Here is a 12,655-nt window from a genome sequence, read left to right as displayed (position 1 = left end):
GTCCTTGGGTTCTGCCGTACCACACCCACCCCCGAAGGTACGGGTTTTTACGGACATCGCCCGACGAACTGCCGGGTGTCCGCACGCGGTACAACAATCCGCCAGCCTACCCCGCGCAGTATGAACAACCGATCACGGGGCGCGGTCGCCGCCGGTCCTCAGCGGGGTGATTCGCGCCGCACGATCTCTCCGCTGAGCAGGAACGCGACGCTGCGCTCGGTCTCCGTCCAGGCCCGGGTGTCGAGTCCGACGGACTGCAGCAGGGCGCACTCGACGCGGTAGCCGTGCTCCGTCAGGTCCCTGCCGACGAGTTCGGCCGCGTCCCGGGTCGCTGCGTGCGCGACGATGCGCTGCGGGCGGCGGTCGGCGACCGCGGAGACCACGGCCGCTCCCCCGCCGCCGACCCGGACGACGTCCGGTTCGGGGAGGTTCTCCAGGACGTGCGGGGCGTTGCCGTGCACGGTCTGGAGCTGGACGCCGAAGCTCCGTGCGGTGGCCTCGGTGCGGGCGCAGGCGTCCCGGTCCCGGTCGACGGCGATGACGGCGGCGCCGGCGCGGGCGGCCTCGGTGGCGAAGGCGCCACTGGCGCAGCCGATGTCCCACACGAGGTCGCCCAGGCGCGGTCCGAGGCGGGCGAGTTGGGCGGTGCGGAGCAGGTCGGTCTCGCCCTCGCCCAGGTCGCCGCCGTACGCCGTGGCGGGCAGGGACCAGCCGCGCGGTCCGGTGGCGGGGTCGCGGCCGGCGATCCAGCCGGCTCCGTCGCCCGCGGTGGCGGGGCCGGCGCTGCCGCCGGCCACGATGACGACGTTCGGGTCGCGCCAGGTGTGGTCGGCCGCCTTGTCGGAGGTGACGACGGTGACCCGTTCGCGGGTGGTGCCGAGTTCCTCGCAGATGACGAAGGTGCGGTGGACGCCCTCCATCAACAGCCCGAGTTCGGCCGGCCCTGCGCCCGGCGAGGTGAGGACGGCGACCTTGGGGTGGGCCCGGCACACGTTCACCGCGCGGCGCAGGGTGCGGGGGTGGGCGACGACCACCTGGGCGTCGTCCCAGGGCATCCCGGCGCGGGCGAAGGCGGCGGCCACGGAGGAGACCGCGGGGACGACCTCGACCTCCAGGCCGAACTCGGGGGCCCGCAGGGTGCGTACGACGCCGAAGAAGCCGGGGTCGCCGTCGGCCAGTACGACGGTCGTACCGCGATGGGCGGCGAGGCGGCGGGCGGCGAGGGCGACGCTGCCGAGGCGGATGCGCTCGGCGGCGGGCGGTACCTCGGGAAGTGCCAGGTGGTGGGGGGCGCCGGCCACCAGCGTGGCGGCGCCCAGTGCGGAGCGTGCCGCGGCGGTCAGCGGCGAACCGTCCCAGCCGATCACCGTGACCCGGTCGGCCATCGTCGTCAGTCTCCAGGGTTTTCGCAGGTCGTGGTAGCGGAACCGGCGCGGGTGCGCCCCGAGAGGTTACCCGGTGCGGCCCGGGCCCAGGGGGGGCGCGGGTGGCCCCGTGTATCAGTTCCAGTCCGTGAAGGTGGTGAAACCGTCGGTGTCGGTGAGCTGGCCGGTGGCGCCCTCGAGGTCCTCCGGCAGCAGGCTCCACACGATGAAGTCGGTGCGTACGTCCGTCCAGACGCCGTCGTCGGTGCGGGCGCGCGCCATGCAGGCGCCGCGCAGGACGCCCTCGCTGATGCAGCCGATCTTCTGGGCGACCTGCTGTGAGGCGGTGTTGTCGGCCGCGGTGCGCAGTTCGACGCGTTCGAACTTCTGGTCGCCGAAGAGCCACTGGGCGGTGGCCAGCGCGGCCTCGGAGGCGTACCCCTCACCCCGGGCCCAGGGGGCGACTATGTAGGAGAGTTCGGTGGACCGTACGTGCCAGTTGGTCTCGGTCAGCCGGACGACGCCGACCAGTCGCTGGGTGAGGAACTCGGTGACGGCGAGGTCGAGCCCGCGGCCCGCGACGCGTTCGGCGGGGGCGCGGTCGCCGATCCAGGCGGCGGCGTCGGCCTCGGTGAAGGGCTGGGGCACGTGGGTCCAGGCCGCGACCTGCTCGTCGTTCATCATCGCGGCCAGCGCGGGGACGTCGTCCTCGTCAAGGGGGCGCAGCACCAACCGCTCCGTGCTGATGGAGATGTTGGGGAAGGTGCTCGTCATGCGCCGCTCCGTAACCTGTGTAACCGTCAGGGCCTGCTCGAACTGCCCAGCATGCAGCATGAAAGCACTCAACCACACCACCGGGTCCGCCCCGTAGGCACGGAGCGGACCCGGTGGGTGACGCGGGGTTGTGGCCCGGGAAGCGGGCCGGGGGCGGGGTCAGAACGAGGGCAGGACCGCGCCGTCGTACTTGTCCTCGATGAACTTCTTCACCTCGGGCGAGTTGAGGAGCTTCGCGAGCTTCTTGACGCGCGGGTCGTCCTCGTGGCCCTCCTTCACGGCGAGGAGGTTGCTGTTCGGGTTGCCCTGGGCGCTCTCCAGGACGAGGGCGTCCTCGGCGGGCTTCAGGTCGGCCTCGATGGCGTAGTTGCCGTTGACGACCGCCGCATCCACGTCGTCCAGGGAGCGCGGGGTCTGGGCCGCCTCCAACTCCTTGAACTCGAGGTTCTTCGGGTTCTTGGTGATGTCCGCGGGGGTCGCCGCGGTGCCGACGCCGTCCTTGAGACCGATGATCCCGCCCGCGGCGAGCAGCTGCAGGGCGCGGCCCTCGTTGACGGTGTCGTTGGGGACGGCGACGGTCGCACCGCTCTTCAGGTCGTCGGCCTTCTTCACCTTGTGGGAGTAGAGGCCCAGGGGCTCCAGGTGCACGTCGACGACGGACACGATGTGGGTGCCGTTCTTCTTGTTGAAGTCGTCGAGGTAGGGCTGGGTCTGGAAGTAGTTGGCCCCCACGGAGCCGTCCTCCGTCGCCGTGTTCGGCGTGACGTAGTCGGTGAACTCCTTGACCTCGAGGTCGAGGCCCGCCTTCTTCGCCAGGTTGTCCTTGACGTAGGTGAGGATCTCGGCGTGCGGGGTGGGGCTCGCGGCGACGACCAGCGGGCCGGAGGTGTCGGAGGCGGAGTCCTTGTCGGAGCCGCAGGCGCTGAGGCCGAGGGTGAGGGCTCCGGCGGCGAGGACGGCGGTGGTGATCTTGGCGGTGTTACGCACGAAAAGTGCCTTTCCTGAGGTGGTGCGACCCCGTTCCGGGTGGCGGACGGGGAGTCTTCGGGGGTGGGGGCTACGCGACCTTGCTCACGTCGGCCGCCGCGCTCTCCTTGGTCTTGAGCAGCCGGAGCCTGGGCCCCGCGCCACCGCGTCCGCCGCGGCGGTGCAGGGTGCGGGCCGCGTAGTCACCGGCGAACTGGATGAGTGAGATCGCGACGGCGAGGAGCGCGACGGTGATCCACATGAAGCCGGGCTCGAAGCGCTGGTAGCCGTAGCGGACGGCGAGGTCGCCGAGGCCGCCGCCGCCGACGGTGCCGGCCATGGCGGAGTAGCCGATGAGGGCGATGACCGTGGTCGTGGTGGAGGCGATCAGGGAAGGGAGCGCCTCGGGGACCAGCACCTTGCGGACGACGGCCCAGGTGGTGCCGCCCATGGACTGGACGGCCTCGACGAGCCCTCCGTCGACCTCGCGCACGGCGGTCTCGACGAGCCGCGCGAAGAAGGGGATGCCGCCGATGGCGAGCGGCACGATCGCGGCCTCGCTGCCGATGGTGGTGCCGGTGACCCAGCGGGTGAAGCTCATCAGCGCGACCATGAGGATGATGAACGGCATCGAGCGGCCGATGTTCACGACCTGCCCGATGACCTTGTTCACCAGGACGTTCTGCAGCAGACCGTCGCGGTCGGTGAGGACGAGGAGCACGCCGAGCGGGAGCCCGAGGACGACGGCGATCAAGGTGGACCAGCCGACCATGATCAGGGTCTCCCAGGAGGCCTGCTCCAGCAGCGGCTGCATCTGCGACCAGGTCACTTGGCACCTTCCTTCACCAGCGAGGCCGACGCGGCCGGGTCGAGGGACCCGTCCGACACGTCCGCCGTCTCGTTCACCACGTCGATCTGCAGGCCCTGTTCGCGCAGGAAGCCGACGGGCACGACGTTGTCCTCGTAGCGGCCGGGCAGTTCGATGCGCATCCGGCCGACCTGGAGGCCGCCGACGGTGTCGATGGCGGCGCCGAGGATCGATATGTCGATGTTGTAGGTGCGCGAGAGCTGGGAGATGACCGGCTGGGTGGCGGCCTCGCCGTGGAAGGTGACGTCGAGCACGGTGCGGTCGTCGCCGGAGGCCTCGCCGCCGACCGGGAAGAGCGCGGCGGCCAGTTCGGACCCCGGGGTGGCGAGGAGTTCGCCGACCGTGCCGGACTCGACGATGCGGCCCTGGTCCATGAGGGCGGCCGAGTCGCAGACGCTCTTGACGACGTCCATCTCGTGGGTGATGAGCAGGACGGTCAGCCCGAGCTGCCGGTTCACATCGCGCAGCAGCTGGAGGATGGAGCGGGTGGTCTCCGGGTCGAGGGCGCTGGTGGCCTCGTCGGAGAGCAGGACCTCGGGGTCGCCGGCCAGGGCACGGGCGATGCCGACGCGCTGCTTCTGGCCGCCGGAGAGCTGGGCGGGGTAGGCGTTGGCCTTGTCGGCGAGTCCGACGAGGTCGAGCAGTTCCAGCGCCTTGCGGGAACGTTCCTTCCCGGACTTGCCCAGGATCTCCAGCGGCAGTTCGACGTTGTCCTGGACGGTCCGGGAGGAGAGCAGGTTGAAGTGCTGGAAGACCATGCCGACACGGCTGCGCGCCTGCCGCAGTTCCCGGCCCGCGCGGGGGCCGCGCCCGGCCAGTGCGGTGAGGTCCTGACCGGCGACGGTGACCGTGCCGGCGGTGGGGCGCTCCAGGAGGTTGACGCAGCGGATGAGCGAGGACTTGCCGGCGCCGGACTGGCCGATGACGCCGTACACCTCGCCCTCGCGGACGTGCAGGTCGACGCCGTCCAGGGCGGTGACCTCACGGCCGCGTGAACGATAGACCTTGGTGAGGCCCGATGTGGTGATCACGTGGGTTTCCGTCACTGTCGAGTGCGCGGCGCGGTGGTGTGCGCCGGGCACGGGGCGTTGTTCTTCGGGTTCTCGGGGGTCCTTCGGAACGCGGCACGGTTCTCGCGGTGGCGGTGCGCCATGGCGGTGGGACCGGGGAGAAACGTGTGCGCGGGGCGTGGCTCGGCCGCGTGCGCGCGGGGCGCGGGCGGACAGGAGCGGGCGCTCGCTTCGGGGCGCGAGGCTCAGGTGGTGCGGGGGCCCTCTAGAAGGCGCACATTCGCAGGCACATACAACGAGCACCGGGCGTCGTGGTCGCCTCGGTCGCAGGGGTGCGGTCGCTCGTGGTGCTCATGCCGATCAGTAAAGCAGACCGGCTCCTGTGAGCGGACACCGCTGTCCGCATGGTGGACAGCGGTGGATGATTGCCGGTCGCGGGGGCGCGGTTCAGTCCCGTACGGAGATGTCGATCCCCGCTTCGGTGACCAGTGCGGACAGGGCCGAGAGGTCCTCGACGACCAGGTCGGCGTCGAGTTCGCCGGCCGGGTGGGTTGTGGCCAACGCCACGGTCCGCATGCCGGCCGCGCGGCCCGCCTGCAGTCCGGCGGGGGCGTCCTCGAAGACGACGCAGGCGGCCGGGTCGACGCCCAGGGCGCGGGCGCCGAGCAGGTAGGGCTCGGGGTCGGGCTTGCCGCGGGTGATGTCGTCGGCCGCCACGAGGGTCTTGGGGAGGATGCCGACGGCGTCGAGGCGGGCCTCGGCGAGGCGCCGGGTGGCGGAGGTGACGACGGCCCAGCGGTCGGCCGGGAGCGCGTCGAGGAACTCGCGGGTGCCGGGCAGCAGGTGCACGCCCCCGCCCGGCACGTCCTCGACCTCCAGCTGTTCGATCCGCGCGACGGCCTCGGCGACCCTGGCGGTGGGCAGCAGGTCGGCGGCTATCTCGGCGGCCGGCCGCCCGTGCAGTTCCACCCGCCCGAACTGCTCGGCGGTGATCCCGTACTCGACGGCCCAACGCGTCCAGCAGCGGCGCACGGAGTCCAGGGAGGAGACGAGGGTGCCGTCGTTGTCGAACAGGAGGGCTTGTGCGTGGAGCTTCATGCCCCCGACCCTACGGGGCCGGGGACCGCGGCCCTTTTCGGCCGTAATAGGCTCGCTGCCATGCTTGACGTCCTGACGCTGGTGACCGGCGTCGCCGCCCTGCTGCTCGCCGCCTGGTGCGGCTGGGCCGCCTACCGTGACCAGCCGACGAAGGACTGGCACTTCATCGGCATGGCCGTGGTCTCGGCACTGGCGCTGATCCAGCTGGTGGTCGGGATCGTGCAGCTGGCGCGGGGCGAGAATCCGGAGCAGGGCACGACGATCTTCGTGGCGTATCTGCTGGGCGCCTTCGCCTGCGTACCGGCGGCGGGGTTCATGTCGCTGGCCGAGCGCACCCGTTGGGGTTCGCTGACGGTGGCCGCCGGCGGTGTCGTCCTCGCCGTCCTCGAGGTCCGGCTGTATGACATCTGGGGAGGCTGACATGGTGGCCACGGAGGAGAAGCAGACCGGACAGCGGCTGATCAGCGGGCCCGGCATCCTGCTGGTGTGGCTGTACGGCGTCATGGTCGTCGGCGCCGTGTCGCGGTCGGTGTACCAGATCGCCACCGAGCTGGACCGGGCGCCGCTCGCCTACTCGCTGTCGGCCGTCGCGGGCGTCGTCTACGGGTTCATCACGTACACCCTGGTGCGCGGCGGCGAGACGGCCCGCAGGGCGGCGCTGGTGTGCTGCGCCGCCGAGCTGGTGGGCGTCCTGACGGTGGGCACCTGGACGCTGGTGGAGCCGTCCGCCTTCCCGGACGCGACCGTGTGGTCGGACTACGGGATGGGGTACCTCTTCATTCCGGTGTTGCTGCCGCTGTCGGCCCTGTACTGGCTGCGCCGGGCCTGCACCGCGTAACGGTCGTCACTGGCTGCGCCGGGCCCGCACCATGTAGCGGTCGTCGGGGCACCGGCGGTCGCTCAGGCCGTGGTCGCGTACGTCTCCGCCGGCTTCTCCAGGACGATCATGGGTACGCCGTCGGCGCCCTCGGCGGTCCCCACCGTCTCGTAGCCGACCCGGCGGTACAGCCGCAGATTGCTCTCGCTGCGGTGCCCGGTGTGCAGCCGGAAGCGCCTGGCGCCGCGCTCCTCGACCAGGGCGGACTCCGCGGCCCGCAGCAGCCGGGCCCCGATGCCGTGCCCCTGGAGGCGGGGATGGACGCAGAGTTTGCCGATGGACGCCGCCCCGTCCTCGGTCACCCGTCCCCGTACCGAGCCGACGACCTCGTCGCCGAGCCGCGCCACGAAGACGCAGTCGTCGGCGACCTCCTCGCGCACGGAGTCCAGGGTCTGGACGAGCGGGTCGATGCGGTAGTTGGCGTACAGCGCCGCCTCGCTCTGGAAGCAGAGGTACTGCAGCCGGAAGATCTGCTCGGCATCCTGTTCGGTCGCCGCCGAGATGGTCACGCTCATGCCCATGTGCGCATGCCTCCCGCTCACCTGATCACCTGTGGTCCCCCACTCCTATCCCCGTCCTCAGCCGGCCGCAACCTCCGGCGTCAGCAATCGCCGCAGACATCCCAGACATCGGGAGCGTTCCGGACCGAGACTGCCCTGTGAGATACCCAACTCCCCGGCGATTTCCCGGTATGTGAGGTCCTTGGGCGACAACAGGGCCTCCACCAGCCGGGGGCAGCGGCCCGGCAGCCGGCGCACGGCGTCCCGCAGCGCGCGGTGCCGGGCCGCGGCGAGCGCGAGCCGCTCGGGCTCGTGGGCGTACTCGGCGACACCGGCGGGTTCGGTCCCGTACGGCCGCTCGTTGCGGACCCTGCGGCGGGTGCGGCGGGCCTCGCTGCGCACGGCGCTGCGCAGCCAGCGGTGCGGGTCCGGGGGCGGTCCCTCGGACTCCAGGCGTTCCAGCAGGCGCAGCCAGACCGCCTGTTCCAGGTCGCCGGGTTCGGCCCCGGAGGCATGTGCCTCGGCCGAGGCCTCGGCACTGAGGAGGGGATGCAGGGAGGTGACCAGGTCGTGCGTCATATGCACGTCGACGCGGCCGCCCGGGCGGCGGGTTGCCCGGGCGGCCGGGGCTTCACCCCAACCGGGTTTCCCCGCTCAGCCGTTGACGAAGTCCTCGCGGGCCAGCACACCCGTGTCGGGGTTGTCCGTGAAGACACCGTCGATGCCGGTGGCGAAGTAGGTCCGGAACGCGCCGAAGACGTCGCCGTAGGCGTCGGGGTCGCCGCCCTTGCGGAACTCCGCGGGCAGGAAGGGGTTCTCGTTGCGCATGGTGTACGGATGCAGGATCAGACCCGCGCGGTGCGCGTCGCGGACGAGGGTCGTCGGCTCGGTGAGGCGGCCGGCCGAGTCCTTGGGGATGACCAGGTCGAGGGTGGGGCCGATGCCCTGGGCGTAGGAGGCGATCTCCCTCAGGCCGGCGGGCGTGATGAGGTCGGCGGTGGTGCGCGGGTCGCCGGTCTCGACGAAGTCCCAGGGACGGCTGTTCGCGCCGGACAGCAGGACGGCGAGGGGGTTGCGGACCAGCTTGCTCATCCGCTGGATGCTGGTGGGTTCGAAGGACTGGATGATGACGGGCGAGTTCTTCCGGTCCTTGCCGTGCCTGCGCAGCAGCCGCGCCAGGCGCTCCTCCGTGCCCAGGCCAAGCTTGCGGAAGTAGGTGGGGTGCTTGAGCTCGGGGTAGATCCACACCTGCTTGCCGCGCTTGCGGGTCTGCTCGTTCTGCCAGCGCAGCACCTCCTCGAAGGTGGGGATCTCCCAGCGGCCGTCATAGAGGGTGTTGTGCGGGCGGTTGGCCTCGATGCGCTCGGTGGCGCGGAGCGTCTTGAGCTCGGCGAGCGTGAAGTCCTCGGTGAACCAGCCGGTGACCGGGACGCCGTCGAGCGACTTGGTGCGCCTGCGGTCGGCGAACTCGGGGTGGTCGGCGACGTCGGTGGTGCCGCCGATCTCCGGCTCGTGCCGGCAGACGAGGTGACCGTCCTTCGTGGGGACCAGGTCGCCGGCCTCGACGATGTCGGCGCCCAGGTCGAGGGCCAGTTCGTAGGAGCCGAAGGTGTGCTCGGGGCGGTAGCCGCTGGCGCCTCGGTGGCCGATGACGGTGGGGACGGGCAGGCTCTTCACTCCGCCGCCGTGTCCGCCGCCGTGCCGGGCGTCGGCGGCTCCCGCCGCGCCGGGCAGGCCGAGGACGGCCCCGCCCGCGCCGAGCACCGCCGCCCCGAGGAGCGCCCGCCGTCCGGTGGTGCCGCCCGTGTGCTCGTCCGACTCCTGCGTTCCCATGGGGCCTCCTGTCGTCGACCGTCTCGTGCGGGCCGATCGTAGGGGCGCGTACATGACGAGCGGGAGACCGCGGCCGGAACACGCGGGTGCGCGGAGGTGTCGTGTCGCGGGTGCGTGATGCCGTAGGGGCGCATGGCCGGTGTGCCGGGGTAGGCGGGAAGGACAGATCCCGGTGGTGGAGCCCGGGCGGCGCGCCTCACGCGGTGCGCGCACCGCGTGTGCTTGGATCCGGGCCGTGTCCGCACCTCGGAACCTCGCTCCGGTGCTCGCGGGCGCGACCTGCCTCACATCCGGGCGGGGCCGCGGTCGTGCGCCGCGCGCCGGTTGTGCAGGTGAACGCGCGTCAACCCCGCGCGGTTCCCGGACAACCCGAGGTGCGTGACCCCCCGGACCGCGAGTAATGTCCTCACCTGCACAGACTCATACCGCATCCCCGACACCGGAGGACCCGTTGTCCCGCTTCGTGTTCATCAAGGCAGTGCTCGGTCCGATCATGCGCCTGATGTTCCGCACACGGGTGGAGGGTGTGGAGAACATCCCGGGCGACGGTCCGGTGATCCTGGCCGGCAACCACCTCACCTTCATCGACTCGGTGATCATGCCGCTGACCTGCGACCGGCAGGTCTTCTTCATCGGCAAGGACGAGTACGTCACCGGCAAGGGCCTCAAGGGGCGGCTGATGGCCTGGTTCTTCACCGGGGTCGGCATGGTCCCGGTCGACCGGGACGGCGGCCGCGGCGGCGTGGCGGCGCTGATGACCGGCCGCCGCATCCTGGAGGAGGGCCACGTCTTCGGCATCTACCCGGAGGGCACCCGCTCCCCCGACGGCCGTCTCTACCGCGGTCGCACCGGCATCGCCCGGCTGACGCTGATGACGGGCGCCCCGGTCGTCCCGTTCGCCGTCATCGGCACCGACAAGCTCCAGCCGGGCGGCGCGGGTCTGCCCCGGCCGGGCAAGGTCACGGTCCGCTTCGGCGAGGCGATGGAGTTCTCCCGCTACGAGGGCATGGACCGCGACCGCTACGTCCTGCGGGCGGTGACCGACTCCGTGATGACCGAGGTCATGCGGCTGTCCGGACAGGAGTACGTGGACATGTACGCGAGCAAGGCGAAGGCGGCGTAGTTCCGCGACACCGCGTACGCGATACGGCGGGCCGCTCGGTGAGCGGCCCGCCGTATCGCGTGGGCGCGCGGTGCCGCCGCTACGGGTGTTCCACCCCGTCCTCCAGACGCTGGCCCCGCAGCAGGAACCAGGCCGCCGCGGCGGCGGCCAGGAGCACCGCCGCACCGACGCCCGCCGCGAGGGTCAACCCGTCGACGAAGGCCTGCCGGGCGGAGTCCAGCAGTGCCTGGCCGGTGGGGCCGGGGAGGTGCGCGGCGGCCTCCACCGCGCCGCCGAGCGACTCGTGGGCCGCGTCCGGGGTGCCCGCGGGACCGGTGAAGTCGCGGTAGACACCGGTCACGATGGAGCCGAGCACCGCGATACCGAGGGCGGCGCCGAGTTCGTACGCCGTCTCGGAGACCGCGGAGGCGGCGCCCGCCTGTTCCCCGGGCACGCTGGAGAGGATCACGTCCGCGGTGACGGTGAAGGCGAAGCCCGCGCCCAGGCCGACGACCAGCAGCGCCGTGCCGAGCAGCGGGTAGCCGGTGTGCTGTCCGATGACGGTCAGCGCGGCGAGCGCGAGGCCGACGGCGGCGAGTCCACCGGAGACCACGGCACGGACCGAGAAGCGCCGGGCCGCACGGCCGGCGATCAGACCGGCGACCACCGCGCCGACGGCGGCGGGCAGTTCGGCCAGGCCCGCCTCGAGGGGCCGCCTGCCCTGGACGAGTTGCAGGTACTGGGAGAGGAAGAACACCAGCCCCGACAGGCCCAGGATGGTCAGCAGGTCGGCCAGGACCGCGCCGCTGAAGCCGCGGTTGCCGAACAGCCGCATGTCCAGCAGCGGGACCGGCATGGTCAGCTGGCGGCGGACGAAGCCGTAGAGCGCGGCGGCGCCCAGCAGACCCGCGCCGAGCGTGGCCCAGGCGAACCCGTGGGCGGCGGTCTCCTTCACGGCGTACACGACACCGACCATGCCGACCAGGGACAGGACGACGCTGAGCAGGTCCCAGGGGCCCGGGTTCGGGTTGCGGGACTCGGGCAGCAGCTTTACGCCGACGACGACCAGGACGGCCATCACGGGCAGGTTGATCAGGAAGACGGAGCCCCACCAGAAGTGCTCCAGCAAGAACCCGCCCACGATCGGACCGACCGCCGTGCCCGCGGAGGCGGTGGCGCCCCAGATGCCGACGGCGAGGCTGCGTTCGCGCGGGTCGTGGAAGAGGTTGCGGATCAGGGCGAGGGTGGCGGGCATCAGGGTGGCGCCCGCGACGCCGAGCAGGGCCCGGGCGAGGATCATCACCTCGGGGGTGTGGGCGTAGGCGTTGAGGACGGAGATCGCGCCGAACGCCGTGGCGCCGACGAGCAGGATCCGCTTGCGGCCGATGCGGTCGCCGAGGCTGCCCATGGAGACGAGCAGTCCGGCGATGACGAAGGAGTAGACGTCGCCGATCCAGAGCAGTTGGGTGCCGGAGGGGGCGAGGTCCTCGCTGATGTAGGGGGTCGCGAGACCGAGGACGGTCGCGTCGACGGCCACCAGCAGCACGGCCAGCACCAGGACGGACAGCGCCAGCCAGCGGCCGGGACGCTTCACCGCCTCGGTCGGGCGGGCCGGCTGCAGGGTGCGGTTCATGGTTCCTCTCTCCGGAGCGCGCCGCCTAGCAGCAGCTCGACGATCATGTGGGTGAAGTCGTTGCGGGCCACGCGGCCCTCGGTCACGGCCCAGGCGCCGGAGGCCAGCAGGCCGTACAGCGCCTCGGTGAGCCAGGCGGGTGTCAGGTCGATACGGAACTCGCCGCTCTCCTGGCCGCGGCGGAACAGCTCGGTGAGCCCGGCGTCGATGCGGGCCCAGCCCTCGTTCTGCTCCTCGCCCTCGAAGAGCTGGTTCTCGGAGTAGAGGAAGGCGAGCAGGGCGGCGGAGGGCTCCATCGCGCGGACCAGCCGGCGCACCGCGTCGGCCGCCGGGCCCTCGTCGGCGCGGGCCGCCGCGAGGGCGGCCTCGCACTCGGCGATGCCCAGCGACTCCAGCGCCCGCACCAGGGCGTCGCGCCCGGCGAAGTGCCGGTGCAGCGTGGCCCGGCTGATCCCGGCGGCCCTGGCGACCTCGTCCATGGTCGCGGTGGATCTCCGGGTCAGCAGGGCCGCGGCGCTGCGCAGTACCTGTTCACGATCGACGGCCATGAGACAACAATACCCCACATGAGACACGCTTGTCTCATGTGGGGTACACGTGACTCACCGCTCACGGTCAGTCACGGATGCG

General features: G+C 71.9%; 13 protein-coding genes and 1 pseudogene. 3 read left to right on the top strand and 11 right to left on the bottom strand.

Annotation, left to right across the window (positions count from 1 at the left end; translation table 11 throughout):
• Positions 1–158: 158 nt before the first annotated feature.
• From cbiE to AB0P07_RS07485, 6 genes are all read right to left on the bottom strand, one after another.
• Positions 159–1,385: a precorrin-6y C5,15-methyltransferase (decarboxylating) subunit CbiE gene (gene cbiE / locus AB0P07_RS07510; protein WP_365546439.1), complete on the bottom strand. Its 1,227-nt coding sequence runs from the start codon at positions 1,383–1,385 to the stop codon at positions 159–161.
• Positions 1,386–1,499: 114 nt separating this feature from the next.
• On the bottom strand, positions 1,500–2,138 hold the full coding sequence (locus AB0P07_RS07505) for a GNAT family N-acetyltransferase (protein ID WP_365546437.1): 639 nt from the start codon (positions 2,136–2,138) through the stop codon (positions 1,500–1,502).
• A 159-nt stretch (positions 2,139–2,297) separates the two neighbouring features.
• On the bottom strand, positions 2,298–3,125 hold the full coding sequence (locus tag AB0P07_RS07500; protein WP_365546435.1) for a MetQ/NlpA family ABC transporter substrate-binding protein: 828 nt from the start codon (positions 3,123–3,125) through the stop codon (positions 2,298–2,300).
• A gap of 70 nt (positions 3,126–3,195) precedes the next feature.
• Entirely contained in the window at positions 3,196–3,933 is a 738-nt protein-coding gene (locus tag AB0P07_RS07495; protein ID WP_365546432.1) for a methionine ABC transporter permease, read from the bottom strand.
• A complete protein-coding gene (locus AB0P07_RS07490; protein WP_365546430.1) occupies positions 3,930–5,003 on the bottom strand; it encodes an ATP-binding cassette domain-containing protein in 1,074 nt (357 codons plus the stop codon). Before AB0P07_RS07490 ends, AB0P07_RS07495 begins: the two co-directional genes overlap by 4 nt.
• Positions 5,004–5,429: 426 nt before the next feature.
• On the bottom strand, positions 5,430–6,080 hold the full coding sequence (locus tag AB0P07_RS07485; RefSeq protein ID WP_365546427.1) for an HAD family hydrolase: 651 nt from the start codon (positions 6,078–6,080) through the stop codon (positions 5,430–5,432).
• A 60-nt stretch (positions 6,081–6,140) separates the two neighbouring features.
• Between AB0P07_RS07485 and AB0P07_RS07480 the strand changes: the two genes are divergently transcribed.
• Both AB0P07_RS07480 and AB0P07_RS07475 read left to right on the top strand, forming a co-directional pair.
• On the top strand, positions 6,141–6,500 hold the full coding sequence (locus tag AB0P07_RS07480) for a hypothetical protein (protein ID WP_365546425.1): 360 nt from the start codon (positions 6,141–6,143) through the stop codon (positions 6,498–6,500).
• 1 nt (position 6,501) lies between these two features.
• Positions 6,502–6,918 carry a hypothetical protein gene (locus tag AB0P07_RS07475; protein WP_365546422.1) on the top strand — a complete coding sequence of 139 codons (417 nt, stop codon included), beginning with the start codon at positions 6,502–6,504 and terminating at the stop codon, positions 6,916–6,918.
• 62 nt (positions 6,919–6,980) lie between these two features.
• On the opposite strand, the gene AB0P07_RS07470 is transcribed toward AB0P07_RS07475, so the two are convergent.
• The 3 genes from AB0P07_RS07470 to AB0P07_RS07460 form a co-directional block, all read right to left on the bottom strand.
• The gene (locus AB0P07_RS07470) at positions 6,981–7,478 is read right to left on the bottom strand and encodes a GNAT family N-acetyltransferase (protein WP_365546421.1); all 498 of its coding nucleotides are present in this window, start codon (positions 7,476–7,478) and stop codon (positions 6,981–6,983) included.
• Between the two features lie 57 nt (positions 7,479–7,535).
• Positions 7,536–8,036: a sigma-70 family RNA polymerase sigma factor gene (locus AB0P07_RS07465; protein ID WP_365546418.1), complete on the bottom strand. Its 501-nt coding sequence runs from the start codon at positions 8,034–8,036 to the stop codon at positions 7,536–7,538.
• A gap of 75 nt (positions 8,037–8,111) precedes the next feature.
• Positions 8,112–9,290, bottom strand: coding sequence for a glycerophosphodiester phosphodiesterase (locus AB0P07_RS07460; protein ID WP_365546415.1), 1,179 nt, complete (start codon positions 9,288–9,290; stop codon positions 8,112–8,114).
• Between the two features lie 378 nt (positions 9,291–9,668).
• Between AB0P07_RS07460 and AB0P07_RS07455 the strand changes: the two are divergent.
• Positions 9,669–10,413, top strand: a pseudogene (locus AB0P07_RS07455) (lysophospholipid acyltransferase family protein).
• A gap of 79 nt (positions 10,414–10,492) precedes the next feature.
• Here the strand turns inward: AB0P07_RS07455 and AB0P07_RS07450 are convergent.
• Together AB0P07_RS07450 and AB0P07_RS07445 are read right to left on the bottom strand one after the other, a co-directional pair.
• Complete coding sequence (locus AB0P07_RS07450; RefSeq protein ID WP_365546412.1) at positions 10,493–12,025, bottom strand: MFS transporter; 1,533 nt, start codon at positions 12,023–12,025, stop codon at positions 10,493–10,495.
• Entirely contained in the window at positions 12,022–12,573 is a 552-nt protein-coding gene (locus tag AB0P07_RS07445) for a helix-turn-helix domain-containing protein (RefSeq protein ID WP_365546410.1), read from the bottom strand. Before AB0P07_RS07445 ends, AB0P07_RS07450 begins: the two co-directional genes overlap by 4 nt.
• Positions 12,574–12,655 lie beyond the last annotated feature (82 nt).

Origin of the sequence: Streptomyces sp. NPDC085944 (genome assembly GCF_040686295.1) — a bacterium.
Lineage (GTDB): Bacteria > Actinomycetota > Actinomycetes > Streptomycetales > Streptomycetaceae > Streptomyces > Streptomyces salinarius.
This window is presented reverse-complemented; position numbering and strand designations above follow the sequence as displayed.

What these genes read in the sequence shown, in the direction of transcription:
- cbiE (WP_365546439.1), bottom strand. Translation starts at nt 1,385, where the DNA reads ATGGCCGACCGGGTCACGGTGATCGGCTGGGACGGTTCGCCGCTGACC.
- AB0P07_RS07505 (WP_365546437.1), bottom strand. Translation starts at nt 2,138, where the DNA reads ATGACGAGCACCTTCCCCAACATCTCCATCAGCACGGAGCGGTTGGTG.
- AB0P07_RS07485 (WP_365546427.1), bottom strand. Translation starts at nt 6,080, where the DNA reads ATGAAGCTCCACGCACAAGCCCTCCTGTTCGACAACGACGGCACCCTC.
- AB0P07_RS07480 (WP_365546425.1), top strand. Translation starts at nt 6,141, where the DNA reads ATGCTTGACGTCCTGACGCTGGTGACCGGCGTCGCCGCCCTGCTGCTC.
- AB0P07_RS07475 (WP_365546422.1), top strand. Translation starts at nt 6,502, where the DNA reads ATGGTGGCCACGGAGGAGAAGCAGACCGGACAGCGGCTGATCAGCGGG.
- AB0P07_RS07470 (WP_365546421.1), bottom strand. Translation starts at nt 7,478, where the DNA reads ATGGGCATGAGCGTGACCATCTCGGCGGCGACCGAACAGGATGCCGAG.
- AB0P07_RS07465 (WP_365546418.1), bottom strand. Translation starts at nt 8,036, where the DNA reads ATGACGCACGACCTGGTCACCTCCCTGCATCCCCTCCTCAGTGCCGAG.
- AB0P07_RS07460 (WP_365546415.1), bottom strand. Translation starts at nt 9,290, where the DNA reads ATGGGAACGCAGGAGTCGGACGAGCACACGGGCGGCACCACCGGACGG.
- AB0P07_RS07450 (WP_365546412.1), bottom strand. Translation starts at nt 12,025, where the DNA reads ATGAACCGCACCCTGCAGCCGGCCCGCCCGACCGAGGCGGTGAAGCGT.
- AB0P07_RS07445 (WP_365546410.1), bottom strand. Translation starts at nt 12,573, where the DNA reads ATGGCCGTCGATCGTGAACAGGTACTGCGCAGCGCCGCGGCCCTGCTG.